This is a genomic window from Bacillus sp. FSL K6-2944, from assembly GCF_038005385.1.
GTDB classification, from domain to species: Bacteria; Bacillota; Bacilli; order Bacillales; family Bacillaceae_G; genus Bacillus_A; species Bacillus_A cereus.
The window spans coordinates 3,725,825-3,751,123 of record NZ_JBBOTE010000001.1 but is presented as its reverse complement, the minus strand read 5'-3'; the positions used below and the strand labels follow the sequence as shown (position 1 = coordinate 3,751,123).

Genomic DNA, 25,299 nt, shown 5'->3' with positions numbered 1-25,299 from the left:
TAATAGGGGGAAAGAGAAAGTGGATATACATAAGTTAACGATAGAAGAAGCAAAGAAGATAAATACGTGGACGTACGAGGAACCTTATAGTTTATATAGTTTTTCAGGCGAGAAAGAAGTAATAGAAGAGCTATTAGATGGAACGTATTATGGCTGTTGTGACGATCAAGGAGACCTCATCGGTTATTTTTGTTTTGGAGCAAATGCACAAGTGCCAGGTGGAAGAGATGCTAATTTATATGGTGGAGAAGATGTGATTGATATCGGACTTGGCATGAAGCCGGCGTTAACTGGGAAGGGAATAGGGAAAGAATTCTTCCAAGCTGGAATAGCGTTTGCCACGAAAGAGTTTAATGCAAAAATGTTTCGATTAAGCGTAGCAACATTTAATACAAGAGCGATTACGTTATATAAAAATATCGGATTTAAACAAGGGACTATTTTTTTGAGTCGCGGAAGAGAATTTATGCTTATGGAATACGAAAGGCCGTCAGCATGAAACTGACGGCCTAGAAAACATTATTATTCTGAGTGCTCAGCTCGGTGCGCTAAACGGCTTGAAGCAGCGGCAGCGATTCCGCCAACGATATCATCAAGGAATGTATGCACCTTTCCAGTTGATTTATCATTTAAGTATTCTAAAATACCAGGTTTTAATTTATCAATATATCCAAAGTTCGTGAAACCGATAGAGCCGTACACGTTCACGATAGAAAGTGCGATAACTTCATCAATTCCGTATAAGCCTTCATCACGTTTTACAATATCTTGTAACGGTTCACTTAGCATTCCCTTTTCAGCAAGGACATCAAGCTCGATACCAGTAATCAGTGCGTTTTGTACTTCACGTTTTGATAGTACACGTTCTACATTGTAACGGCATTCTGACATCTCTAAATTTGGATGATATTTTTTTTGAAGAAAATGAACAAGTTCAGCAATATCGTCAATTGTTACACCACGTTCTTGTAATAGTTGTAATGCTCTTTCTTGTAGTTGATTTGATTCTTTCATGTTTATCACCTTTTTTTCTTTTTAGTATTTGTATACGTTTCGTTGCTTTATCATGTGCATAGGAATGAAAGGCGAGCACAAGCTCATATATATAAAGAAAAACCATAGGTGGCGACTGCGATGATTCAGCATATTTATGAGCATTATCACATGCATGTTAAAGAATTAATCCCCCTTGGCCCCTATAAAAGCTTTTGGATTCGCAACAAAATTTATGTACTTGTTCCAATTGGAGAAATGGAGGAAGAAGTACTTGTAGAGATGAAAAAGCTCAGTGACTATATGAACCAGCAAGGGGATATAACTGTAGCGACTTTCGTTCCAACTATACACGGCTACTATGTAAGTGAGATAGAAGAACAAAATTACTGCTTATTAAAAGGTATGCGAGCGTTAGAACGACATGCTACGTCATTAGGAAGTGAACTTTCTATATTCCATAAACGAGGTGCATTCTTTCCAGAAGAAATCGAGCAATTAAGCCGCATTGGTGAATGGAAAGCGTTATGGGAAAAGAGACTCGATCAGTTAGAAAAGTTTTGGCAATCACAAGTGATGAACCACCCTACAGACGTATTCGATCAATTGTTTATTGAATCCTTCCCGTATTACTTAGGAGTTGCAGAAAATGCCATTCAATATGTTGTTGATACAGAAATGGATGATACGCCGCAACTAACGGATGCAGCGACAATTTGCCAAGAACGATTCACACCTTTATTATGGCATCAAACGAAGCGTCTCAAACTCCCTTTTGATTGGGTGTATGATCACCCAACTCGAGATATAGCAGAATGGATTCGCTATATGATGATTGAAAAAAAGAAAGACTGGGATCAAACAATCGTTCAATTTGTTACAGATTATGAACGGAATTACTCGCTGTCCTCATTTGGTTGGCGTTTATTATTTGCAAGGCTCCTGTTCCCGCTTCACTATTTTGAAACGGTCGAACGATATTATCAAACTGGAAACGAAGAACAAAAAAGCATATATAGAGATCGCTTAGAAGCCATTTTACACGATGTAAACCGCTCAGAGCAATTTATGAAGTACTTTTATGGCTCACTTCGTTTACCAGTAGATAAGCTCGGGATTAGAAAATTAGATTGGTTATCTTAAAAATATAAAAAAGAGACCGAGTGAGGTCTCTTTTTTATATACCACAATTTTATGTAATACATTATGCCCCTACCTGTTGATCTGTACATATATTTAAAACGAATTGATGCCTTTCGAGCTTTTCATTTACTTTACCCAATAATTCTTGCTGGATTTCTTTAAATAAAAATTGATAGCTTGTATTCCATGTTGGTATAACGGATGAAAGGCCTAATAAATACTCTTTTTTCTTTTCTAGTTCTTGAATTGTTACAAAAGTGTTCCCCATTTTTGGCATCTGTCGTCCCCCTATGTTTTTTTACTGTATATGTGTGAACGATTCACTATATAGTATTAATTATCGCATTTTTTGAGAAGGATTTCCAATTTTGTTTTATGATGTTAACGGATAAATGTGATTTGAATAAAAAAGGAGACCAAATTTGGTCTCCTTTTAGAAGGCGATTCTGAACGAGCCGCTTCTGCTTTTAGATTAATATCTAGCTCCAGCGGCTAGAACAGTCGGCCATTTCGCGCCTTCCTGTGAGGCAAAAAGCGCCTCTTCGTCAGGAGCTCCAATGACCTCCTGTTCTGAACGAGCCGCTTCCGCTTTTAATTAAAATACTTGTTCTACTTCGATAACGCCTGGTACTTCTTCAAGTAACGCGCGCTCGATACCAGCTTTTAGTGTGATTGTAGAACTTGGGCAGCTTCCGCATGCACCCATAAGGCGTAGTTTTACGATACCTTCTTCAATGTCTACTAATTCAACGTCTCCGCCATCGCGAAGTAAGAATGGACGTAATTTATCTAATACTTCTAATACTTGTTCTTGCATATGTGGGTTTTCCATTTTTATCGACTCCTTTCATCAGTTTTATTATAATCAAGATAGAGGGGAAAATCTATTTTTTCTCTTCTTGTTTTATTGTCGAAATATTGTATCGTGTTTTTTCAGTATAGGGGTATGGAATAAGTTTGTAAAATGATGTGCTTATGTAATAAGACATCTGAATATACTGTTGGGACAAGAAGTGGGGGAGAAGAAATGGTTAATGTGCAAGTGTATGGGACGAAAGTAATTTGTGCGAGCTGCGTCGGAATGCCATCTTCAACAGAAACGTTTGAATGGTTACAAGCGGCAATTGGTCGTAAATATGAAGGACAAGAAAATAAATTTAATTTCGAGTATATTGATTTCCAAGAAGAACAAGAAGATGCAGATAAAAAAGCATTCGCTGAGCGCGTAGTGGAAGAAGATTTATTTTATCCGGTCGTTCTTGTAAATGGAGAAATTGTTGGAGAAGGAAATCCTCGTTTGAAGGATGTTTATGAAGAAATCGAGAAATATTTATAAAACAAGAAGTCTTTGCGAATTTGCAAAGGCTTTTTTATTGGAGGGATAGATATTAAAAATGGAGTGAAGCATGCGTTACCAACGGAAGTACAACAGTTAATGGAGCGGTACACAGTAGAATTAAAAGAAATTTTTTTGGATGAAAAAATAGTCGGGGTATATATTTACGGATCCATCGCACTAGGTGCATTTCATAAGGAAACGAGCGATGTTGATTTTGTTACAGTGATAAATGATTCCGTGAATGAAGCTGAAAAACAGCAGCTTGTGGAACTACATAAGAAACTTAGTGACAATACGCTAGGTAAAAGAATGGACGGTATGTATATTCCGCTTGCTGACTTAGGGAAATACAATGATGAAATGAACGAGTACGTGTATTGTGCAGATGGTAAAGCTAATGTTGGTCATTGGGACATTAATGCGGTCACATGGTGGACGTTGAAAAATCAAGGCATTACAGTTACAGGAAAAGAAGCAGAAGATCTTCCGCTGCAAATACAATGGAATGATGTAGTAAATACGATGAAATACAACGTAGAACAGTACTGGAGTGAAAAGGCGAAGAAGCCATATTTATTTTTTATAGAAGAGTGGGTAGAATCAGCTGTCGTTACGATGGGACGCATTTTATATACACTAGATTATAAAACAATCGTTTCAAAAGATAGAGGATTGCAATACTTGTCAGAACGTTCAGCGGAAGAATGGGAGCTCTTATTAAAAGAAGTAGCGAGAATACGGCACAATCCAAAAGAAAAGCGAATGCTCTCAAGGTGGAGAAGAGCAGATATGACGAAGAGGTATTTACTGCATTTAATTGAGACGTGTAGAGAGAAATGGTAGGGAAGAAAATGGACAATACAGTGGGGGGTATTGTCTTTTTTATTTTGTAGTAGATAGAAAAGTATTTACAAGTATTGTGTAGAGGAAAGATAATAGAAAAAAATATGCGCATGGGGGAAGATGATGAGTAAATATAAATTACATATAGATAGAGAACAATTATGGAAAGGATGCGTTTTAAATTCGATTGCCCATGCAATTAATGTAGCGCATTGTCCAGATTTCTCACATGAAAGTTCATGGGATGGATTTAACTATAGTATGCAAGATAGCCAAGGCGGACAAGGGACAATTACGTTTCATCCGAATTACACGATTGTATGTCTTCAAGATGTGAATAGCGAGAGAATTGATGAGTGGATTGATGCGAAAAATTATTTTGAAGGGGCACCTTCGGAAGTAATAGATATTGCGAAAGAAGAAGCACTTCAATACGTATTAGAAGAAGTAGAAGGCGAAACAGTTCCTTTTATTACAACTGCATTTTGGATTGAGGATAGCGGTGCGTATTCAATTGATTCATTTGAAGAGATGGAAGAGCACGGCGGATTCTTATTAGAAATTCCATTACTTGATACAGCATCAGCAATAGAAAGACTAGAAGAAGAGTATGAACTGACAGAGGAACAAATAGAGCTTTTACAACTCGTGTATAAGAAAAAAATCCAAAGTCCAAATGAGGAAATTAAGTTGTCCAAAGAAGAAGTAGCAATGATTGGAACGGAAGATAGTGAAGGATTGGAAGTTAGTAAGGATTCATTTGAAGAAATGAATATTACTCGGGAGTTGTAGGGGGATAACATGTTTCCGATTTAAAAAGTTACAAGAGGAATATAAAGCACTAGTAGAAAGTACAATGTGAAATTACATTGTACTTTCTACTAGTTTTTTCATATACATATCAACTTCGTGAAAGAATATGGGCTCTTTTTCCTCGGTATTCAGATGCACGGTGCAATGTAAATATTGCTGGAAGTAGCGATTAGCTTGTTCGTACTGTCTTAATTTGTAGAAAGAAAAACAGGTAAGAAGTAGAAACGCTTTTTCTTCTAATATTGGAACGACAGCTAGTACCGGAGTAATGGAATGTATATTTATTTCCACTAAATTTTCATAAGATGCCCACGTTTGAAACCAGTCGAAAATAGTAGAAAGGTAATTCGGAATGTTGATAGTTTCATGTGAAACATTGTGCAATAGCTGGTTCTGTTTGATATGTATAGGCTCTATTCTTGTTTGTAGAATGCAAGCGAATATTGAAATGTTTTCTTTTATTTGTAATTGGTTCGTAATAAGCTGCGGGAGACCGATAGGGTGAACTCCTATATTTATATAAAAATCATCTCCAAACTGGCTTTTTTGTATGTTAATGAGCTTATAAAATCCGTTTTCAGCTTTGAAAAATGTATGTCTTTTTTTCTTAAAGCCGAGTGGTTTTAAAGTGGCGTGTAAATTTGTAATAAAATCTTGCTCCTTTTTAGAGCCAGGCTTATTCTTCGTCATATTCATAAGTAGTTAAGTTTTGTAAGAAACTTTCAAAGTTAGGTGCTAATTCAATAATTTCCTCAAACTCATTATCGATAAATATAACTGGAGGATTTTCAGCTACATTTCGATAGTCTAATGCAATCCATGTATGTCCATCACCAGATAAAAGTACGATATTCTCAGGCATTTCCCATTCTCGAATTAAATAGCGGCTCTCTAAAATACTAGATTCATTTTCATTAAAAGAAATACCATATAAACCAGATACATTAACGTGATCGTCTGCCCAAGAATTTGGCTTTGAAGTAGGGTGAACATCGAGACGAAGAGTTCCCCCATTTTGTTCTTTTAGAAGGGTTATATATGATTCTGGAAGCTTTACGTTCAGTACTTCTTCTGCTTTTTTGATTAGTTCATCGTTAATGGGTGCTAGTTTTAAATAGTCATCGTCTGCCCAAATTGTACTCTTCATATTCGGTCACCTGTTATGAAGTGACCTTTGTCAATAGTTTTTCACCCATAATATTTTTCTTGATGGCATACAAAAGCTTCAGAAATAAGATCTATCGACAGTTAACCACTCTGTTATTCGTGGATTGGTTACCTCAGGTTAATGGTTCGTCGTTAGGCTCTTATAATCTCACTGCGTGGATCACACCTTTTCAAATTCTAATAAATAGCTTGTTTATCAGAATTTCAGCCATGCCAGAAGAGGTGAGTCATAGATAGCCAGACCTGTAATTCACTATCTCTGAAGCTCATCTATGCCATCAATTGATACCTTTGGTTTCTAACTATGAATGAATCAATCAACTTCATATCCTTCCCTCTTTATTTTCGGTGAATTTTACCTGTTTCTAATCCCCATATAAAACACCCCAGTTCTCTTGCGATAGCTGTAACGGCAACATTTCTAGGTTTCCCTTGATATATCATGCGATAATATTTTCTTTGTAACCTTTCTACAGCCTGATCCGCATAAGCAATCACTTCGCTTCGTTGCCCTTTTTGTCTTGCTTTCACTCGCTTCGATTTTAATCCGATTGTTCCTTTTACCAACGCATTTGCACATTCTACAAGAGTAGACCTAACGGTCGAATTTCCTTGTTTTGTAATCGAACGTCGACTGATTTTTTCTCCACTTGAGCTTTCGCTTGGTGTCAATCCTACATAAGCCATAAATGCTTTAGCCGTGGGAAAACGAGTGAAGTCTGCAATTTCCACATGAACAGTCATTGCCGATGTTGTATCTATACCTTTTAAGCATCTTAAATTTGCGATTGGTTCTTCGTACCTTTCACGATGAGATAATTCTTCTAATCTCAGACTGAACCGCTCAATTTTATCGACTAGAACATCATACTGTAATAGGTATTCGCCTAACGTTTCTTTGAATAATCCTTGTAGATCAAGATTCTTTAACCATTTCATATAAGCGATTGTCCAGCTTGATTTCCCTTCATACACATAGCCATGCCTTAAAAGGAATGCTTTTATCTGTTGTTTTATTTTTTTCAAAGATGTTTTAAAATCACCTAACATGCGGATATACTCTTTCACGGCAACATCCTCTTCTTCTGGAACATATACTTCTTTATAGGTGCCATTTGCTAAATTAAGAGCAATCATTTTGGCATCGAATTTATCATTTTTAACCATTTTATTTTTTGATGAACTGTACATTGTTGTGGGAGCTAAAATATCACAATCAATTCCATTTTGTTCAAGAAGATTATGAAGTGAATACCCTAAACAACCAGCCTCATATCCAGCTTTAATTTTTATATCTTCACCATATTTTGTTTTCAGTTTCTCAACGAATTTTTTTACGAGAGATACATTTGAAGCACATCGTGCTTCTCTTACAATTTCCCCAGTTGTTCCGTGTAGTGCACATAAGCTAAAACTTTCCTTGTGGACATCCATCCCAATATAGATTATATTTTCCATAGTGGCCTCCTATTATCATAGGGTATAACCCCATTCATAATGTTTTCATTCATTATTATGGGTTAAAATCCCTGACTTGATAATCTAGGAGGTCGCTTCATATTATCTCAAATAATAGTTTTAAGAATCTTATGTCATATATTATAGTTAGTTTAGATAACACGCAATAGAGGGAGGGACGGAGTATGGATGTGTATGAATACCTCGATCACGTAAATTCTAAAGAAGATTTATTAAAATTTCTTGTATACCTCCAAAAGGATTTTAAAGTGAATAAAGATGAATGGGAGAATGTAGAGGTAGAGACTTATTTAGAGGCATTAAATAGTTGGTTAGGTTCTTGTGAATCGGTTTATATAAATCAAGGAGAGAAGTTTCCAGAAAATATTTCATGGAAGTTTATTGCTCAAATGTTACTTGCGGCAGCTCATTATGAATAAAATTAGATTTTTAAAAGATAGAATGGAGAAGATATCATGATTAACCATAATAAAATTAAACAACTTTTAGCACATGTAGATCGTGCTGAGGATAATGAAATTGAGCTAGAGTATGAATCTGAACCTATGACGATAGAATTGTTTAATAGTGAAGAAATAGAAGAAGGGCAACTTGGTTATAGTTTTGATGAAGAAGGACAAAGCTTAGTCGGGAATGAAGAAGGAGATTGGAAAGAAGGATGGATTGTAATAGGGATAGATTCATATCTTGGAGACCCGATTTTTGTAGATAGTAATGATGAGAATTGTCCAGTTTATACAGCTATGCACGGTGAGGGAGAATGGGAGCTGGAATGTATAGCGGAACGTATAGAAGATATTATTGAGAAAGTGAAGGGGAATGTGGGGGAAAGAAACATAGTATTCCAACGTGATTAAGAGGGAGGAAATAATGAAAAAGTTTCAAATCGAACTAAATAAACTGCCGACAGAAAATGCTGGAGAAATAGTACTTAGTATAGATGAGAGAATTGTGTTTCAAGAAAAAACAGACATAATAGGACCGATTTGTCAGCTGTTTGATGCTTGTATCGAGGTTTTTAAATATGATGACGCTACAATTTTCTTAAATGAATATGAAAAAAAGATGGAATTTAAGAAGAAAGATGGGGAATTTCTCATTATTAATCAGAGAGGCAAGAAATTAGCTAGTGTTGATAGCGAGCAATTTTTACGAGTACTTTTTTCGTTTCTTAAAAAGGAGATAGGGCAGATTTACATGAGTGGATTTGATTCTTTTCGAATCAAAGATGCTTACCATAGAATGTTAGAAATTGATCCATTTGTTCCTAAACTTGTAAATGGAAATGACGAAATTATGTATCGAACTTATCATTCTACAAGTGACAAGTATGAATTAAAATGGAAGTATTTAAAAGGGAGAGAGGTTGAACCGATATTTACTCCAGTACTATCTCATGATAAGAAGAGTATCTTTTATGTAGAGGAAAATAACCACAGAATTCGTAAACTCGATAGTGAAACGAAAGAAGAGATTTGGCAGTGCCGTATTCCAATAGTAGAAGATTGTAATTGCATTACTGTGAATGGTGTCGTAATTATTTGGCATGCAAATAGATTTGGAGAAAGTATGGCGAAATTGTACGCTATTTCATCAAGTTGTGGGGAGCTTCTATGGGATTTAGAAATAGAAGGGCATATTATACAAGATGTAAAAACTACGGGAGAAGAGTTACCACGTTTACTAGTTATTACACAAGAAGGCTACAATGTTTTATTAGAGCTTGAAAGTGGAGTAAAAGTATGGGAAAAGAATGTTCGAGTCGGAGGAGAAAAATTGCAGTGCCATCTTGGCACAGATTACTATGTATTAGCAGGGAATCCTTTTGATGAAGATGGGGAAGTTGATGCATATAGTAATGTTGCAATTGCCATTCAATTATTAGATGCTTCTACACGATGGAAACAAATGATGGAAGATTGTAATCCAAATGAACCAGTTACTTTAACTAATGAACATTTTATATGTGTAGCAATGGAGGTATTACAAAAGTGGGAATATGGAAAAGAAGGCTGTAACTTAATTTTTGAAAAAGCTTTTGATGAGGTATGGTACTCTTGCATTGAATCAAAGGAAGCAAAAATACTATTAACAAGAACTGAGTATGGATATGAAGGGGTAAGTAGACAAATACAATGTTATGATCATAAGAGCGGTCAAAAGTTATATGAAGTAAATATGTCTTTTGAAATTGAATTGCCTCCATTTCTTATCGGAGAGATGATGGTATTGTCCTTAGGAGAAGGCAGAATTTGTGGTATTAATATTCAAACAGGTAAAGTGCTTTGGAACAATACTACTCTACATGATATTACAGAGGTTCTGTTATATAAAGATGGAGAAATTTACATTGCAACTTCAAATTTAGAATTGATAATACTTGATGCTGAATGTGGCGAAGTAAAAAATATAATTAAACTTCCTAAAAATGTTGTTGTAATAGATTTTATTGTATCAATTGAGGAAGGTAATAATGGACTATTCATTAGTTGTGTAAGTGGAAATATGTTTGAAATAGTAGAAGGCTAATTTGTGAGCGCTCTTAAGTCGAGATGTTTGTTTTAAAATAGTAGTATATATTCACTAAAAAAGATGTATAAAAATGATTTTGATGCATCCTTTTTAGTGAATATATAAAATAATTAACTTAGTGTATTAAAGATATGATACATGATTATTTTAATATATTTAAAAGTAAAATGAAATAAGAAACGGATAATTGTCGGAATATATTCGATTTCCGTTCATTTTTATGAAATATGTGTACTTTTTGTTAGATTCCTTCATTTTGTCCATATACAATAAATGTATATAGAAATAAGAAAAGGATGATGTACGTGAAGGACACGGTTTTACAAGAAACGATTTCTCCACAAGAATTACATAAAGTTGTTCAAAAGAATACAGCTTATTATGACTTTAAGTGGGGTAAAGTAGAAAATCCAGCGCAAGGGAATACATGGAATTGGGTAGCCTTTTTCTTCCCAACTTTTTGGTTAGCTTATCGTAAAATGTATAAGTTATTTATTATATTTGCGTTATTGGCTATACCTAGTATAGTTATACCCCCTTTTATAGATATTCCAGATGGGATTTATGTAACATTTAGTTTAGCTCTTCAATTAGGAATGATGATATTTACTGGATGGCAAGGAAACCGTTTATATTATAAGCAGGCTGTTCGTGTTTTTCGTAAGGGAGAAGATGCGTCTGATCATGAGAAGGCGTATTTCTTACAATCAAAGGGCGGCGTGAGTATTGCTGGTATGATTGGTTTACAGATTATAGTCGGGATTGTGTATGGATTAGCTGCGTTCGGGCTGTCCTTTTTACCAACTGAGCCGAATATTAAAAACGTTGTTCGTTCAAGTGGCGAAGGGGTTACTTTAGAGATTATGACTGATAATCCAACTTGGAAGTTTGTGAAGAAAGAAAAAGATTATGACGTAGTAGAGTTTACTGGTTATGATTATACAGAGAAGAAAAACGTGAAAATTAAATTTGCTGTTTATTTCGATGAAGATTATTTCGAGTGGCAAGAGGTATATGAAAATAATAAGAAGTTAAGTGAAGAAGAAGTAGAAGAATATCAAATTTACATTGAAGAAAATAATTGGGGTTTCTAGAGGGAACTCGTTCATTTTGAAAAGAAGAATCTTGTGAAGGTTCTTCTTTTGTTTATTAGGGGGAGAGAAATGATTTCAGTATTAATAGAAGCTCTAATAGGATCTATTAGTTTAAGTACGGGTTTACACACGAAAAAGATTGATGCTAACATACTTTACTTGCAGCAGTATGAATGGTTTCGAATGATATATGAAGACGAGAAGTATCGAAAGTTATTTATTACGAACTACAAAGTTCGCTCATATTTACAAAGTAAGTTAAGAGTTCGATTGCTCGTAAAAAATAAAAATGCACAACGAAGATTTTTAAAATTAGTAGAAGAACAAATAGAAAAAAGGCATACGAATTGAAATTTTGTAAAATACAATAAAAAATGAGAATTTGAGGTAGGCTTGTCAATAACGTGAGACTATGGCACTATAAAGAAATGCTATACAAATTTTATTTATCGAGATGTAAACATCAATTTTGATTTTTACGTATAAATAATGAACGGAGGAAATGAATTTATGGCTACTTTACCAAATTGTCCAAAATGTAATTCAGAATATACGTATGAGGATGGCGTTCTTTTCGTATGTCCAGAATGTGCTCATGAGTGGGGCCAAGAAGCAGAAGCTGAAAATAATGATGGTGCAAAAGTTGTAAAAGATGCGAACGGAAACGTTCTGCAAGACGGCGATGCAGTTACTGTTATTAAAGATTTAAAAGTAAAAGGAACTTCTTCAGTTGTGAAGATCGGTACGAAAGTAAAGAGTATCCGTCTAGTTGATGGCGATCACGATATCGATTGCAAAATCGACGGTTTCGGAGCTATGAAGTTAAAATCACAGTTCGTGAAGAAGGCGTAATACAAATAAAAAGAGGAGGCAAATAGCCTCCTCTTTTTATTATGTCACTTTTTGTCGGTAAATCGATATTTCGTACAAAATCGTTGATATATTCTGAGTTATGATAGATATATTTGAAAAATCGTTGATATATTGCAAGTTATGATAGATATATTTGAAAAATCGTTGATATATTGCAAGTTATGATAGATATATTGAAAAAATCGTTAATATAATTTCATTCATCGTGAACTACGCACGATTCACCGTGCACCATAGTCAATTTCTTTCAATTGACATCGCTTATTAAAGAACGTTTTATATCCAAGCTGTAAAAAGATAATGATAGCAAAGGCAGTACTTCCAGAAATACCGAGTATGATGGCGATTTGATATTGAATGGCTGTGAATGGTGATATACCGGATAATATTTGACCAGTCATCATGCCTGGTAAGCTTATAATTCCCATTCCGACCATAGAATTAATTGTTGGTAAAATAGCAGAGTCAAAAGCGTCTCGAATGAGCGGAGCAGCTGCTTCTTTCGGTGTTGCGCCGAGCATAAGTGCACCTTCAATTTGACCTCTTTGCGATTTCATATTGTTTAAGAACGTATTTGCGCCGAGAGAAACACCAGTCATGGCATTCCCAACTAACATTCCTGTAATAGGGACGATATATTGCGGAGCATACCACGGATCATGTCCGATAATAACAAAGATAAATAGTAGAAGTGGCCCAATTGATCCAGCGACCATGGAAAGGGCGGCTACTCGTTTTAATTCTTTAGACATTGGGATGTTAACTCGTTTATAAATATTAAAAATTGCAAAGGTAGTAATAGAAGTAATGAGAGCAATTGTATAAAATGGATTACTGTTTTCAAATACGTATGTAAGGACATATGCAACAAGTACGAGCTGAATCGTCATACGGAATGTTGCGAGCGCGATTTGTTTTTCGCGAGGTATTCCTTTTAATTTTACAAGTCCAATTAAAATAAGAATGAAAATATAGGCAGCTGCAAGTTGCCAAATTTGGAGTTCAATAACGCCCTTCAACAGAGAGCACTTCCTTTCTAGTTGCACCGTTTGCTTTACTAATCTCAATAATGTCGTCTGCAACTTCTTCTGGAAGTTGTTGTGAGTGTGTGATGAAGATAATTGTTTTTTTCTTTTTTCGTGCTAGTTCAGTAAATTGTTTCATAACGTGGCGTTCTGTATCACTGTCTAATGCTGAAGTAGGTTCATCTAATAAATAGACAGGCGGATCCATAAGTACGATACGTGCAAAGGCAAGTCTTTGTTTTTCACCGCCAGATAGTGAGGAGGCGCTATCTTCTAATTGCTTGTCTAAGCTAACGGTTTGTAATGCACTCCGCAGGGCATCATCATTTGGAAATGGTTTTTCAGAAAGACGAAGTCCCATTAATAGGTTGTCTTTAACGGTTCCATCAAAAATAGGTGGAGTTTGCCCAAGCATAACTACGTCACGACGTAATTGAATAGGGTGATAATCAGAAATTAATTTTCCATTATATTCAATTGTGCCGGATGTTGGAGATTGTAAATCGTTTAACATGCGAAGCAACGTGCTTTTTCCGCTTCCGCTTTCACCGATAATGCAAGTAATCTTTTCTTTTTGAATCTGTAAATAAGGAATGTATAGTATATCTTTATATATAACGTTTTTTAATATAAACATAAATCGCTCCTTTCTGATTCTAGTTATATCGTATCAAAAAAGAGAAGATAACGGTTATAAAGAGCAACGTTTTTTCTTCGTCTTGAGTTTTATTAATAAGTTAAGTAAACGATCTAATTCTTGGCTGAAAGAAATCACTTTATCATGAGTCAATCCGTATCGTTCAACGAGATAGATTAACTCTTTCTTTTTCGCTTCTATTCGATTGTTTAGTTTCGATAAGTTCATAAGTGGAATGTAATGCCTCCTACAAAAGTATTTATCACATAAAAAATAAGACCGAATGAATTCGGTCTTCAAGGAAATAATAAAACAACTTACAAATAGCATACAATGTTTATCAATATTTTTTAATATAAAAATGAAAAATAAATCATTATAAATATTGAGAAAGATGTGTCTGATAATTTTTAAAAACTGATGCAAAGAGGCTGCCTACATAGTAGACAGCCTGTAAAGTATTAACCTTTATGATATTTGTACATCCAAAGAAGACCAGATTTTAATAATCTCGGTACACGTCCCATTAATGGTTGGTTTGCGAGTAAACCGAATCCATGCTTCTTACCAAGAGATCCTAGAACACCTTTTAATTTAATAACAGGTAGTTCATCCGGGAGTGGTTCATTATTCCAACGTTTTAATAATATTTGGACAATTTGTTCTCCTTGACCTTCAGCAAGTTGGGCAGATGGTGCATGTGGAAGTGCTGCGCAATCTCCTACAACGTAAACATGCTCGTTGTTTGGAATATTGTGATATTTCGTTAAGACAACCCGTCCGCTACCATCTTGTTCAACTGGAAGGTTTCGAACAACTTCATTTGCTTGAATACCAGCTGTCCAGACAATTGCATCACATTCAAGTGGTTCATCGTGATTATACACAATATTTGGTTCCACTTTTGTAATGTTAGAGTTTCTTATAATATTAACTTTATGTTTTACGAACCATTCTTCTACGTATCTACTTAATTTCTCTGGATACGGGAATAAAATTCTATCTTTTCGATCAAATAAATAGATTTTTAAATCAGAACGGCTTTCACGAAGTTCACTTGCTACTTCAACGCCACTTAAGCCAGCACCAACAACAGCTACTGTTGCATTTGGTTCTAGACTATTTAATTGTTCATATGTTTTACGTGTTTGTTCAATTGATTGTAGACTATGTGTATATTCCCTAGCCCCAGGAACGTTATGATATTTATCTTCACAGCCAAGTCCGATAATTAAGTCATCATATTGGATTGCTTCGCCGCCATCGAGATGAACAGCTTTTTCTTCGAGGTCAATATTTGTTATTGTGCCGTATTGAATATTGAGGCGTGGGTGTTCAGGAAACGGTATACGAATATGCGTTTCTGAAATAGTACCCGCAACTAATGCATAATATTCAGTTTTGAAGCAATGATATGGTACTTTGTCGATTAATGTCACTTGTACATCATCTGGAAGTTGGTTGCTTGGAAGTAGCCTTTGCAGAATTCTCATTCCACCGTAGCCGCCACCTAGTATTACGAGGTGTTTCATGATGGATTACCCCTTTTCTGTTGAAATATCCCCTAATCATAAAATTTTATATTAATAAAATATTTTGACTTTACTCAATCAAATTATATCGAATTTGTGAACAAATAACAATGCATGAATGAATACTCTGTTGTACAATAAGAAGAAAAGTAAAATAAACTGTTTTTCCTTTGTAGTTACTATTTCATTGGAAGTAGCATGTTATATAGAAGAAGTCATCTACTTTGAAGTGAAGTAATGAAGTAACTAAATAGTTTAGACTGTGTAACGAAAACAACAAGAAACAGCTTAGTTTTCTTCTTATAGATAAAGTGAAAAGGTAATTTGTTTTGTAGTACAGGGGGGAGAATTTTGATTAAACCATTAATTGAATTTTGTGTAGGTAACCTTGCAAGTGGTTCACAAGCAGCTCTAGAAAAATTAGAAAAAGATCCGAATTTAGATGTAATGGAGTACGGTTGTCTAGGGTATTGTGGTATTTGTTTTGAAGGACCGTTTGCACTTGTAAATGGTGAAGTTGTACAAGGTGCAACAGTAGAAGAGCTTGTTAATAATGTATATGAGTATTTGGATGAAAATCCAATGTTTTAAGGTGTTGCGAATTAGCAGCACCTTTTCCATTAGATAAAACTTTATTTTGTGGGGAAGGCTAATGCTGATTATTAGCCTTCCCCAATTGAAAATAGTGGGATAAATAAAAAAAGGCCCTTTTTAGAAGGGCTTTTTTCTTACACAAATTGTGTAAGAGTGGCTCATCGCCAAACGTTGTCAAATATGAGAAACGGGGGACATTCATATTGTGTTCTAAAAGCATGCATTCTATACTTAAAATAACAAATTATTTTTGGAGTGAATACAAATGAGCCAATTTTCTTTTACAAAAATGCATGGTCTTGGCAATAGTTATATATATGTAAATATGTTTGAAGAGCAAATTCCTAAAGAAGATTTAGCTCTTGTGGCGGGAAAGGTTTCAAATATTAATACTGGTATTGGAGCAGACGGGATGATTTTAATTTGCCCTTCAGACGTAGCTCCGGTGAAAATGCGCATGTTTAATAATGATGGTTCTGAAGGAAAGAGCTGTGGTAATGGTTTGCGCTGCGTAGCGAAATATGCGTATGAGCATAAACTAGTAGAAGAAACAGTTTTCACAATTGAAACGTTAGCTGGTATTGTAACGGCTGAAGTAACAGTAGAAGATGGTGTCGTGACATTAGCGAAAATTGATATGGGGGCACCGCGTCTAACACGTGCAGAAATACCGATGCTTGGTGAAGGTGAAACGCCATTTATTCGTGAAAACTTCTTATATAATAATCATCGTTATGCATTTACAGCTGTTTCAATGGGAAATCCGCATGCGGTTATTTTGGTTGATGATGTAGAAAAAGCACCTCTTACAACACTTGGACCAGTCCTCGAGACACATGAAATGTTTCCAGAGCGAGTAAATGTTGAGTTTATCGAAATTTTGAATGATGACGAGATGAACTTCCGCGTTTGGGAACGTGGATCTGGTGTAACGCAAGCTTGCGGAACAGGAGCGTGCGCTGCAGTTGTAGCTGCTATTTTAAATGGAAAGATGGAACGCGGTAAGGAAATTACTGTTCATTTAGCTGGTGGCGATTTAATGATTGCGTGGACTGAAGAAGGAAACGTGTTGATGAAAGGACCTGCGGAAGTAATTTGCCGCGGAGTGTATGAGTACAAGATAGAAGCGTAAAGATGTATAATGGACTAAGAACAGAAAGGAAGGTGTATTTCATGATTGAAGTAACAGAACAAGCAGCTTTTCAAATTAAAGATATGTTAAAAGATGCTGAAGATGGAGAGAAGTATGTGCGCCTTGCTGTACACGGCGGCGGATGTAGCGGTCTTTCTTACGGCTTAGGGTTTGAAGTAGAACCAAAAGAAGACGACACAGTTCTTGAGTTTTTCGGTGTTGAATTTGTTATCGATACAGAAAGTGCTCCAATTGTTAAAGGAGTAAAAATTGACTATAAACAATCTATGCTTGGCGGTGGATTCACAATCGACAATCCAAACGCAATCGCATCATGCGGATGTGGATCATCTTTCCGTACAGCGACGAATGCTGGTAAACCAGAAGAGTGCTAAGTTTTTAGCCGAAATAGAAAAGGCCTTTTTAGCGATGGAATAAAATCGTTAGAAAGGTCTTTTCTTTTGGCGTTAAAACAGAAAATGCATGTAAAGTTACTTTGGAATTTAATTTAAATGTTATTATATGTAGTATATGTGATTTATATTGTGAATTCCAGTTTCATATTGCTCGTTTTAAGATAAGATTTCGTAACGGAAATGTAAATAAATAGAAGAAATATACTATTTATTAGTTGTATTTAATGTTAATATTTGTAACGAAGATGATTGGCGATCGTGTTCGGACTAGCTGTAGTTTCACCGGTTATTACTAATAGGTAGATTTATCCCATAAAAGCCCGATTGGTGAGGGCTGATTAAAGTTTCACTTTATATAAAAAAGGTGTATGAGGGAGAAGGCTATAGCAAATTGTATAGAACTGAATAGTTCCGTATTCATTAAAATACGTTGATTACTAGATATTAAAAAACACCGGGGGGATTAGAATGAAGTTATTTAAGAAAGTACTTATAGTAGGGGTGGCGTTGACTACAGTATCGATTTTGGGAGCGTGTTCTAGTGATACAGACGTATTAACAAAAGTAGGAGCAAAGCAACCAGCGAAGGCCGAAGGTGAAGAAGTATTAAAAGATCAGAAGAAAACACCTATGACCACGAGTAAACGTGAAAGTATTAAAAATGAGGATGCTCCATCATCAAAGAAGCGTTATATTTCTCATGATGAATCTCAAAAGATTGAGGAAGGTATGACGTATACGGATATTCTTAATACGATTGACTACGGTGGTGAGAATATAAAACATTATAATAATAATGAAAAACGCGTATTTTATACTGAAAAAGATACGGATGGTACATATGAAATTATGGTTGAATTAAATACATATGGTTACGTTGTGAATATTGAACGTACTGCTATAAAGGATACAGATAAAGATAAGGAGAATCGGGTATCTACGAAACGTATTGAAGAGCCTGTAAAGGAATATGAAGAAAAAAACGATCGTGTACCGTGGTATAAAGATGTAAATAACAATTCGGCAGCAGTAAGTTACAATCACTATTTGAAAATCAAAAAAGGTATGCCCGCGAATCAGGTAAAAGCTGCAATTGGACAGCCACATGTGATTGAGAAATATAAATCTTATTCAGTATATGACTATACTGGTTATGGTGGAGAAGGATCATTACGTGTAATCTTTGAACCGAATGGAACTGTTACGGATGTAGTGGAAGACGGTTTACCACGATAATAAATTAGTTACGGGAAGAGTTGTAGTAAAGTTGTCTTTGATTTTATAAAGTTTTTGGGAGCATCCCCAAATATAGATGAAAAAATAATTGTTTTAGCCATGTTATAGTATTAGTATTTACCGAAGTTTCTTCCAAATTCAATAGCGTTATTGTGGATGTTGTTGACGTATTAGTTTTGTTGATATATGCCGCAGTAGGGCAGCAATTGTAATTGGACGTAAAAGGACGCGGAGGAGTAGCAGCTTCCTTTTGAAAAAAAGGAGGGAAATATGATGGAGGATATTCTTGAATTCATAAGGAAATACGTAATTAAACCTATTATTAATTTAGTAAGATATCTTGTAATAGAGATTATAATTGAGGGCATAATAGAAGGCGTAATAAACGGTATAAGGAAATTACGTGATAAGTGGCGAAATTGGCGTGAAAGACGTTATTGGCGGTAGTGTAGCTGATGAGCGTGCGAAACAAAAACGTTATACAGAAGTTATGAAGAAGTTTAATGAAATGATAGCAAACGACCCGCATTTACAATCTGTACTCGTTCCAATTGGTGATGGAATGACGATTTCTAAAGTGAAGAAATAATTATTATCTTACAAAAGTGTAATGTTCATGTCATGTTTTTGAATTTCTTCTTTAAGCTCCGGGCTTTAAGATAAGAATATAAGAAAAAACATATGAGGTGAAGGAAATGAAAAGATACATTGCACTATTTAGTATTTTAGTTGTATTTGCAAGTTTGTTAGTTGGTTGTGATTTAAACCGTATGGGTAAAGATGAGTACTACGTTCAAATTACAGTAGATGGAAAAGAAGTTCATAGTAAAGCTGATAATGGTCAAAAATTTAAAGATTATGAATATAAGTTGACTGGCTTTGATAAAGAAGGTAAAGAAAAAGAATTAGAATTTACAGCTGTGAAAAATCTTCGTAAAGAAGCATTCCTACGCGTATATCACTCAGATAAAAAAGGTGTATCAGCTTGGGAAGAAGTAAAGAAAGACGAGCTTCCAGCGAAAGTGAAAGAAAAATTAGGCGTGAAATAAGACAGATAGAAAAGGAATTGACGAACAGGGTCAATTCCTTTTTTTGCTTTCAAATTCTTCTTCTGAAATGACTTTAAATCCGTGTCTTTTAAATAAAGCAGTTGTCACTCCGAACCCAGTTTGCTTATTGCCGTTAAATTCTCCAGTGTAAATCGTAGAACTACCACAAGATGGGCTGCGTTCCTTTAAAATAATATATTCTGGGTGTAAATTTTTAATTTGTTCTAATGCTTTATAAGCGCCATTTACGAAAGCTTCTGTAACATCTTCACCATCTTTTGTCATCACTTTCGCTTTTCCGTCTAAAACGTCGTCGCCATTCCCGCCAATAATTTCAGCTGAGGGGCGAGGTGTTGGTAATCCCCCTAATATTTCAGGACAAATGAGGACTGTATCTTCTTTTTGCAAAAGCTCCTCTATTTTTGAAACGAGATTGTCATTTCCATCATACCGACAAGCGATACCACCTAAACAAGCACTAATTACGATCATATTTTCATCTCCAATAAAAAAATATTAACTATCACGCCAATTTTTCTTCCTGCCTCTTATTTATAAGTGAGATAATATGAAGTGACCTCCTAGATTATCAAGTCAGGGATTTTAACCCATAATAATGAATGAAAACATTATGAATGGGGTTATACCCTATGATAATAGGAGGCCACTATGGAAAATATAATCTATATTGGGATGGATGTCCACAAGGAAAGTTTTAGCTTATGTGCACTACACGGAACAACTGGGGAAATTGTAAGAGAAGCACGATGTGCTTCAAATGTATCTCTCGTAAAAAAATTCGTTGAGAAACTGAAAACAAAATATGGTGAAGATATAAAAATTAAAGCTGGATATGAGGCTGGTTGTTTAGGGTATTCACTTCATAATCTTCTTGAACAAAATGGAATTGATTGTGATATTTTAGCTCCCACAACAATGTACAGTTCATCAAAAAATAAAATGGTTAAAAATGATAAATTCGATGCCAAAATGATTGCTCTTAATTTAGCAAATGGCACCTATAAAGAAGTATATGTTCCAGAAGAAGAGGATGTTGCCGTGAAAGAGTATATCCGCATGTTAGGTGATTTTAAAACATCTTTGAAAAAAATAAAACAACAGATAAAAGCATTCCTTTTAAGGCATGGCTATGTGTATGAAGGGAAATCAAGCTGGACAATCGCTTATATGAAATGGTTAAAGAATCTTGATCTACAAGGATTATTCAAAGAAACGTTAGGCGAATACCTATTACAGTATGATGTTCTAGTCGATAAAATTGAGCGGTTCAGTCTGAGATTAGAAGAATTATCTCATCGTGAAAGGTACGAAGAACCAATCGCAAATTTAAGATGCTTAAAAGGTATAGATACAACATCGGCAATGACTGTTCATGTGGAAATTGCAGACTTCACTCGTTTTCCCACGGCTAAAGCATTTATGGCTTATGTAGGATTGACACCAAGCGAAAGCTCAAGTGGAGAAAAAATCAGTCGACGTTCGATTACAAAACAAGGAAATTCGACCGTTAGGTCTACTCTTGTAGAATGTGCAAATGCGTTGGTAAAAGGAACAATCGGATTAAAATCGAAGCGAGTGAAAGCAAGACAAAAAGGGCAACGAAGCGAAGTGATTGCTTATGCGGATCAGGCTGTAGAAAGGTTACAAAGAAAATATTATCGCATGATATATCAAGGGAAACCTAGAAATGTTGCCGTTACAGCTATCGCAAGAGAACTGGGGTGTTTTATATGGGGATTAGAAACAGGTAAAATTCACCGAAAATAAAGAGGGAAGGATATGAAGTTGATTGATTCATTCATAGTTAGAAACCAAAGGTATCAATTGATGGCATAGATGAGCTTCAGAGATAGTGAATTACAGGTCTGGCTATCTATGACTCACCTCTTCTGGCATGGCTGAAATTCTGATAAACAAGCTATTTATTAGAATTTGAAAAGGTGTGATCCACGCAGTGAGATTATAAGAGCCTAACGACGAACCATTAACCTGAGGTAACCAATCCACGAATAACAGAGTGGTTAACTGTCGATAGATCTTATTTCTGAAGCTTTTGTATGCCATCAAGAAAAATATTATGGGTGAAAAACTATTGACAAAGGTCACTTCATAACAGGTGATAAAAATGGGAAGCTTATATAATTTAATGAAACCATATAGTGAATTTCAAAGTAAAGAAGAGTTTAATACATATCAAAAACAAGTTTTGAAACATTATCGATTTCAATTAAATAAAACGGATGCTACCATTATTCATTTTTTAGGAAAGTATGCAGTGAATGAGAAACAGAAAACAGTGGGGGTTGCTTGTCCATTAATGGAGACGATTGCTACAAATGTTGGAAAGAGTATTCGTACAGTACGCCGTTCAATTGCAAAGTTAGAGGAACTAGGAATTATAAAGCGTGTTGCAACAAAAGAAAGACATAAGCGCGGCGGGTATAGTGCGAACTTATATATTTTTCTTATATCTGCAATTGACCGCATGGATGACCGTATGAAAATGTCCGCATGTGAAAGTGAGGATTATACAGCTGGCTGTAGCGGAAAGGAGCAAAAAAGCGAAAGGGAAACAATTCTTTCTAAAAACATTCCACAAATAAAAGAGAAAAGAAAAATAACGTACGAGCTTGATGAGACATATTGCCGTCATGATATACCGAAGCCTTTTATATACGCACTTCTGCCGATGACGAGTAATCCGCAGAAAATTAATATATTTTGGAGTAAGGTCGAGCTTGCGTATAAAAAGAGCGGGTTACTAGAACAAGGTGTTTTACTAGAGCAAATATTAGCTGACGAAGAAGTGTATGGAAATTTAATTTGGCGCGTGAAAAGTGTTGTAAGAGCATATAAATATGGGGAAATTCGTAAAGACATTGGGGCACTTTTATACAGTACAGTGCGAGATTTATTTTTAGAGGTTGGATTAGAATGGGGAGCAGCATTAAGGAGAAGTAAGGGAATATCACTATTTGATCCATTCAAAAAAGAGCCATGTGTATAATACATGACTCTAATTAGCTAGTCGAACTTTCTTACAACTGGAACACGAATCGCTACAAATAGTACGAAGACGATAACAGCAATTGCACCGCTTTTCATAACGGTTACGATTGGAATTCCCATTGCAAGTGCGATTGATGTGAATGCATAAGAGAGCGGGATAAAGCCCATTGATGATAGCATAAGTAAGCTCATTACGCGTCCCATCATTTCCTCTTTTACTGTCGATTGAATCATCGCCATAAGCGGAACGATAGCCATTGCGATTGTAATACCATAAAATATGCCGGCTAATAGTGCTTGCCAAAGTACGGTACTAAAGTTGATGGCTAAGAAGAATATACCAGACAATAGCATCATGATAATACAAAATAGACCGCGTCTACGATTAATATTTTTTAAACCGACAATGACAGCACCGATTGCCATTCCGCCGCCTACAGATGCTTCTAAGTAACTAAACTGGAGCGAATCACCATGCAGCACGTTTTTAACAAAAAGCGGGAAACCAACTTGCATCGGGCCGATTAAAAATAAGTTTAAAAAGGCGCTACAAATAAGGAAAGTTGAAAGGAATGGCGATTCCTTTACATATAAGATTCCTTCTTTAATGGAAGTGAACATACCTTTATCTGTATCTTTTTGTTCTGGCATCGTAAATTGTATTTTTTGAACGAGTATGGCCGCGACAATCAGTAATAAAATCGTAATGGAAAAGATTGTCTCATAGTTCGTAAATTTAATGAGAATTCCGCCAAGTACAGGGCCTAAGATGACCGATGCTTGGTTCGTCATTTGTGTAAGTGAATTCGCTTGTGTTAACCGGCTTTTTTCTACCAATTCCGGTAAGATAGATCCATCTGCTGACCAGAAGAAAGCATCAGCAAGTCCAAAGAATAAAGCGAATAAAGCAAATGTATATAGCGTTACATCACCAACGATAAACCATGTGAGAATGGTTGCGACAAGAATCGCTCGAATGATATTGGAGTAAAACATAATATTTTTTTTCGGGAATTTATCAGCTACAGCGCCGCCGACAATCATAAAAATAAGCCTTGGAACACTAAGGGCTACGAAAACAACACCGAGTGAAGCTTCAAGGTTTAATGTTTTTGCTATGTACCACGTTTGTGAAAAAGTAAAAAAGGCTAAAGCAAAGCTTGAAAAAAGAGTAGCTGCCCAAAGAAAAAGGAAATTTGTATTTTTTAATAACGGTTTTCCGCTTCCTTCTAAAGCAGTTTTATTTTGTTGTAGTTCCTCCATATTGCTTCCTTTCTATGTGACAAATTTAAACTAAAAAACCAGTAAACGTCCGATTGGTGAGGGCTAATACTTAATGGGAGATGCCCCCACTAATTATAGTTTCACTTTATACAGTTTCTAATATTTCTATACTGCACTTTCTCATTGTAGACAATAATAATGAATTTGCCCAGTAGCTATTTAACGACAAAAAAAGATGCCGAATGGGCATCTTTTTTTAGGCTAACGCAATATAAATACCCAATTGTGCATGATTTGGGTCTAATGCTCTTTCGTCGTAAAGCTCGAAGTCTGTTGTGAAGGCACGTTTATTTTCTTTCGACCATTGCCAAATATATTCCCAAGCTTCGCAAACGACTTCAGCAACTGGTCCCTTTCTCGTTGTAAATACCGCATATGTAGCAGCAGGTATTGTTAAAGTTGTCATATTTTCAGGAACGTCTTCTAATGAAGAAACGGTCGTACCGATTGTAAATGTATATGTACCAGTTTCATCTGATTCATAGTTGGAGTAGAATGCGAATGTTTCTTTCGTTTTTTGATTTGGGATGTGATGCATCATTTGTTCTTGAAAGTATCGGTTCCAGAGCTCGGGAATTTTTCCTTCAGTAGATGCCTCTATTTCGTTAGTCGTCGTAATCGAAACGCCGATTGCTTGGAAAGCTTCTTTTTTTACGATAATGGGTTCGTTTATCATTACAAATTCCTCCTTTAAAATAAGAATATATGTTCCTTGATAATATAACATATTTTTACATGTAACGGTTATTGTTTTTTGAAAATTTTAATCATAAATAACAAACTGAAATGACTAAAAATGGTAAAATTTCTATTGTATGTATGAATAGATTAAGAGATATGTTAAGCTTTTTATGTATCCTTAAACTGTTATATAAACCTATATAATAGGGCATTTTTTACTATGTTAAAAAATGGTGAAGGTTTGTATAAGTGTCCGATATATATGCTATTTTTGATAAATTAAAATAGTAATATTCTATGAGATTTATATTGTTGACATTGGGATTTCAACGATACATTTTCGTAGGTCGGATTGTTGCGAGTGGATATATATTGCTATGTATACGGCTACGAAATTAAGTAGACGG

The 25,299-nt window shown here is 35.3% G+C and carries 32 protein-coding genes; 19 read left to right on the top strand and 13 right to left on the bottom strand.

The window, feature by feature from the left end; genetic code table 11:
• Positions 1-19 precede the first annotated feature (19 nt).
• Positions 20-499, top strand: coding sequence for a GNAT family N-acetyltransferase (locus tag MHH55_RS19220; protein WP_000351157.1), 480 nt, complete (start codon positions 20-22; stop codon positions 497-499).
• Between the two features lie 23 nt (positions 500-522).
• Here MHH55_RS19220 and MHH55_RS19215 read toward each other — a convergent pair whose 3' ends face one another.
• Entirely contained in the window at positions 523-1,014 is a 492-nt protein-coding gene (locus MHH55_RS19215) for a phosphatidylglycerophosphatase A family protein (RefSeq protein WP_000665103.1), read from the bottom strand.
• Positions 1,015-1,134: 120 nt separating this feature from the next.
• On the opposite strand from MHH55_RS19215, the gene yutH reads away from it, so the two are divergent.
• On the top strand, positions 1,135-2,136 hold the full coding sequence (yutH, locus tag MHH55_RS19210; RefSeq protein WP_078187102.1) for a spore coat putative kinase YutH: 1,002 nt from the start codon (positions 1,135-1,137) through the stop codon (positions 2,134-2,136).
• Between the two features lie 61 nt (positions 2,137-2,197).
• Here the strand turns inward: yutH and MHH55_RS19205 are convergent, their stop codons facing one another.
• Both MHH55_RS19205 and MHH55_RS19200 read right to left on the bottom strand, forming a co-directional pair.
• The gene (locus tag MHH55_RS19205; protein WP_001125507.1) at positions 2,198-2,413 is read right to left on the bottom strand and encodes a hypothetical protein; all 216 of its coding nucleotides are present in this window, start codon (positions 2,411-2,413) and stop codon (positions 2,198-2,200) included.
• A 318-nt stretch (positions 2,414-2,731) separates the two neighbouring features.
• Complete coding sequence (locus MHH55_RS19200; protein WP_000431159.1) at positions 2,732-2,968, bottom strand: NifU family protein; 237 nt, start codon at positions 2,966-2,968, stop codon at positions 2,732-2,734.
• Between the two features lie 195 nt (positions 2,969-3,163).
• On the opposite strand from MHH55_RS19200, the gene MHH55_RS19195 reads away from it, so the two are divergent.
• The 3 genes from MHH55_RS19195 to MHH55_RS19185 all read left to right on the top strand — a co-directional run bounded on the left by MHH55_RS19195 (position 3,164) and on the right by MHH55_RS19185 (position 5,110).
• Positions 3,164-3,472: a YuzD family protein gene (locus MHH55_RS19195; protein ID WP_000248588.1), complete on the top strand. Its 309-nt coding sequence runs from the start codon at positions 3,164-3,166 to the stop codon at positions 3,470-3,472.
• Positions 3,473-3,523: 51 nt separating this feature from the next.
• On the top strand, positions 3,524-4,318 hold the full coding sequence (locus tag MHH55_RS19190; protein ID WP_000788486.1) for a nucleotidyltransferase domain-containing protein: 795 nt from the start codon (positions 3,524-3,526) through the stop codon (positions 4,316-4,318).
• Positions 4,319-4,441: 123 nt separating this feature from the next.
• Positions 4,442-5,110, top strand: coding sequence for a hypothetical protein (locus MHH55_RS19185; protein WP_078187101.1), 669 nt, complete (start codon positions 4,442-4,444; stop codon positions 5,108-5,110).
• Between the two features lie 72 nt (positions 5,111-5,182).
• On the opposite strand, the gene MHH55_RS19180 is transcribed toward MHH55_RS19185, so the two are convergent.
• The 3 genes from MHH55_RS19180 to MHH55_RS19170 all read right to left on the bottom strand — a co-directional run bounded on the left by MHH55_RS19180 (position 5,183) and on the right by MHH55_RS19170 (position 7,756).
• Complete coding sequence (locus MHH55_RS19180; RefSeq protein ID WP_048538396.1) at positions 5,183-5,821, bottom strand: DUF4304 domain-containing protein; 639 nt, start codon at positions 5,819-5,821, stop codon at positions 5,183-5,185.
• Positions 5,808-6,278, bottom strand: coding sequence for an SMI1/KNR4 family protein (locus MHH55_RS19175; RefSeq protein WP_002025033.1), 471 nt, complete (start codon positions 6,276-6,278; stop codon positions 5,808-5,810). The genes MHH55_RS19180 and MHH55_RS19175 overlap by 14 nt, the downstream gene beginning before the upstream one ends.
• Positions 6,279-6,637: 359 nt before the next feature.
• Positions 6,638-7,756: an IS110 family transposase gene (locus MHH55_RS19170; protein WP_340880263.1), complete on the bottom strand. Its 1,119-nt coding sequence runs from the start codon at positions 7,754-7,756 to the stop codon at positions 6,638-6,640.
• Positions 7,757-7,941: 185 nt separating this feature from the next.
• Between MHH55_RS19170 and MHH55_RS19165 the strand changes: the two genes are divergently transcribed.
• The 6 genes from MHH55_RS19165 to phnA all read left to right on the top strand — a co-directional run bounded on the left by MHH55_RS19165 (position 7,942) and on the right by phnA (position 12,255).
• A complete protein-coding gene (locus tag MHH55_RS19165) occupies positions 7,942-8,196 on the top strand; it encodes a DUF7660 family protein (RefSeq protein ID WP_000383680.1) in 255 nt (84 codons plus the stop codon).
• A 36-nt stretch (positions 8,197-8,232) separates the two neighbouring features.
• Positions 8,233-8,634 carry a hypothetical protein gene (locus MHH55_RS19160; RefSeq protein WP_078187100.1) on the top strand — a complete coding sequence of 134 codons (402 nt, stop codon included), beginning with the start codon at positions 8,233-8,235 and terminating at the stop codon, positions 8,632-8,634.
• A gap of 13 nt (positions 8,635-8,647) precedes the next feature.
• Positions 8,648-10,306 (top strand): outer membrane protein assembly factor BamB family protein, encoded by a 1,659-nt coding sequence (locus MHH55_RS19155; protein WP_048538398.1) that lies wholly within the window; start codon positions 8,648-8,650, stop codon positions 10,304-10,306.
• Between the two features lie 299 nt (positions 10,307-10,605).
• Positions 10,606-11,403 carry a DUF2628 domain-containing protein gene (locus MHH55_RS19150; RefSeq protein WP_002026505.1) on the top strand — a complete coding sequence of 266 codons (798 nt, stop codon included), beginning with the start codon at positions 10,606-10,608 and terminating at the stop codon, positions 11,401-11,403.
• A 69-nt stretch (positions 11,404-11,472) separates the two neighbouring features.
• Positions 11,473-11,754: a hypothetical protein gene (locus MHH55_RS19145; protein WP_139362479.1), complete on the top strand. Its 282-nt coding sequence runs from the start codon at positions 11,473-11,475 to the stop codon at positions 11,752-11,754.
• 159 nt (positions 11,755-11,913) lie between these two features.
• Positions 11,914-12,255 (top strand): alkylphosphonate utilization operon protein PhnA, encoded by a 342-nt coding sequence (gene phnA / locus MHH55_RS19140; protein ID WP_000212737.1) that lies wholly within the window; start codon positions 11,914-11,916, stop codon positions 12,253-12,255.
• Between the two features lie 242 nt (positions 12,256-12,497).
• On the opposite strand, the gene MHH55_RS19135 is transcribed toward phnA, so the two are convergent.
• The 4 genes from MHH55_RS19135 to MHH55_RS19120 all read right to left on the bottom strand — a co-directional run bounded on the left by MHH55_RS19135 (position 12,498) and on the right by MHH55_RS19120 (position 15,470).
• On the bottom strand, positions 12,498-13,295 hold the full coding sequence (locus MHH55_RS19135) for an ABC transporter permease (protein ID WP_078187098.1): 798 nt from the start codon (positions 13,293-13,295) through the stop codon (positions 12,498-12,500).
• Positions 13,279-13,938, bottom strand: coding sequence for an ABC transporter ATP-binding protein (locus tag MHH55_RS19130; RefSeq protein WP_078187097.1), 660 nt, complete (start codon positions 13,936-13,938; stop codon positions 13,279-13,281). Before MHH55_RS19130 ends, MHH55_RS19135 begins: the two co-directional genes overlap by 17 nt.
• 54 nt (positions 13,939-13,992) lie before the next feature.
• Entirely contained in the window at positions 13,993-14,166 is a 174-nt protein-coding gene (locus tag MHH55_RS19125; protein ID WP_001054091.1) for an aspartyl-phosphate phosphatase Spo0E family protein, read from the bottom strand.
• 233 nt (positions 14,167-14,399) lie between these two features.
• A complete protein-coding gene (locus tag MHH55_RS19120) occupies positions 14,400-15,470 on the bottom strand; it encodes an NAD(P)/FAD-dependent oxidoreductase (RefSeq protein WP_000682068.1) in 1,071 nt (356 codons plus the stop codon).
• Positions 15,471-15,821: 351 nt separating this feature from the next.
• Here MHH55_RS19120 and MHH55_RS19115 point away from each other — a divergent pair, with 351 nt between their 5' ends.
• The 6 genes from MHH55_RS19115 (at position 15,822) to MHH55_RS19090 (ending at position 19,897) form a co-directional block, all read left to right on the top strand.
• Positions 15,822-16,061: a YuzB family protein gene (locus MHH55_RS19115; RefSeq protein WP_000595026.1), complete on the top strand. Its 240-nt coding sequence runs from the start codon at positions 15,822-15,824 to the stop codon at positions 16,059-16,061.
• A 268-nt stretch (positions 16,062-16,329) separates the two neighbouring features.
• Positions 16,330-17,196 carry a diaminopimelate epimerase gene (gene dapF, locus MHH55_RS19110; RefSeq protein WP_078187096.1) on the top strand — a complete coding sequence of 289 codons (867 nt, stop codon included), beginning with the start codon at positions 16,330-16,332 and terminating at the stop codon, positions 17,194-17,196.
• 41 nt (positions 17,197-17,237) lie between these two features.
• On the top strand, positions 17,238-17,591 hold the full coding sequence (locus MHH55_RS19105; RefSeq protein WP_000573826.1) for a HesB/IscA family protein: 354 nt from the start codon (positions 17,238-17,240) through the stop codon (positions 17,589-17,591).
• Positions 17,592-18,080: 489 nt separating this feature from the next.
• A complete protein-coding gene (locus tag MHH55_RS19100; RefSeq protein WP_078187095.1) occupies positions 18,081-18,848 on the top strand; it encodes a hypothetical protein in 768 nt (255 codons plus the stop codon).
• A gap of 403 nt (positions 18,849-19,251) precedes the next feature.
• The gene (locus tag MHH55_RS19095; RefSeq protein WP_017656985.1) at positions 19,252-19,437 is read left to right on the top strand and encodes a methyltransferase; all 186 of its coding nucleotides are present in this window, start codon (positions 19,252-19,254) and stop codon (positions 19,435-19,437) included.
• Positions 19,438-19,543: 106 nt separating this feature from the next.
• A complete protein-coding gene (locus MHH55_RS19090) occupies positions 19,544-19,897 on the top strand; it encodes a YxeA family protein (RefSeq protein WP_078187094.1) in 354 nt (117 codons plus the stop codon).
• Positions 19,898-19,927: 30 nt separating this feature from the next.
• Here the strand turns inward: MHH55_RS19090 and MHH55_RS19085 are convergent, their stop codons facing one another.
• Positions 19,928-20,389: a DUF523 domain-containing protein gene (locus tag MHH55_RS19085; RefSeq protein ID WP_000635481.1), complete on the bottom strand. Its 462-nt coding sequence runs from the start codon at positions 20,387-20,389 to the stop codon at positions 19,928-19,930.
• Between the two features lie 177 nt (positions 20,390-20,566).
• Here MHH55_RS19085 and MHH55_RS19080 point away from each other — a divergent pair, with 177 nt between their 5' ends.
• Both MHH55_RS19080 and MHH55_RS19075 read left to right on the top strand, forming a co-directional pair.
• A complete protein-coding gene (locus MHH55_RS19080; RefSeq protein ID WP_340880263.1) occupies positions 20,567-21,685 on the top strand; it encodes an IS110 family transposase in 1,119 nt (372 codons plus the stop codon).
• 358 nt (positions 21,686-22,043) lie between these two features.
• Positions 22,044-22,925 (top strand): helix-turn-helix domain-containing protein, encoded by an 882-nt coding sequence (locus MHH55_RS19075; protein ID WP_078187058.1) that lies wholly within the window; start codon positions 22,044-22,046, stop codon positions 22,923-22,925.
• Positions 22,926-22,942: 17 nt separating this feature from the next.
• Here the strand turns inward: MHH55_RS19075 and MHH55_RS19070 are convergent, their stop codons facing one another.
• Together MHH55_RS19070 and MHH55_RS19065 are read right to left on the bottom strand one after the other, a co-directional pair.
• Positions 22,943-24,190 (bottom strand): MFS transporter, encoded by a 1,248-nt coding sequence (locus MHH55_RS19070; RefSeq protein ID WP_000391943.1) that lies wholly within the window; start codon positions 24,188-24,190, stop codon positions 22,943-22,945.
• 217 nt (positions 24,191-24,407) lie between these two features.
• Complete coding sequence (locus MHH55_RS19065; RefSeq protein WP_071730789.1) at positions 24,408-24,887, bottom strand: GyrI-like domain-containing protein; 480 nt, start codon at positions 24,885-24,887, stop codon at positions 24,408-24,410.
• Positions 24,888-25,299: the final 412 nt, after the last annotated feature.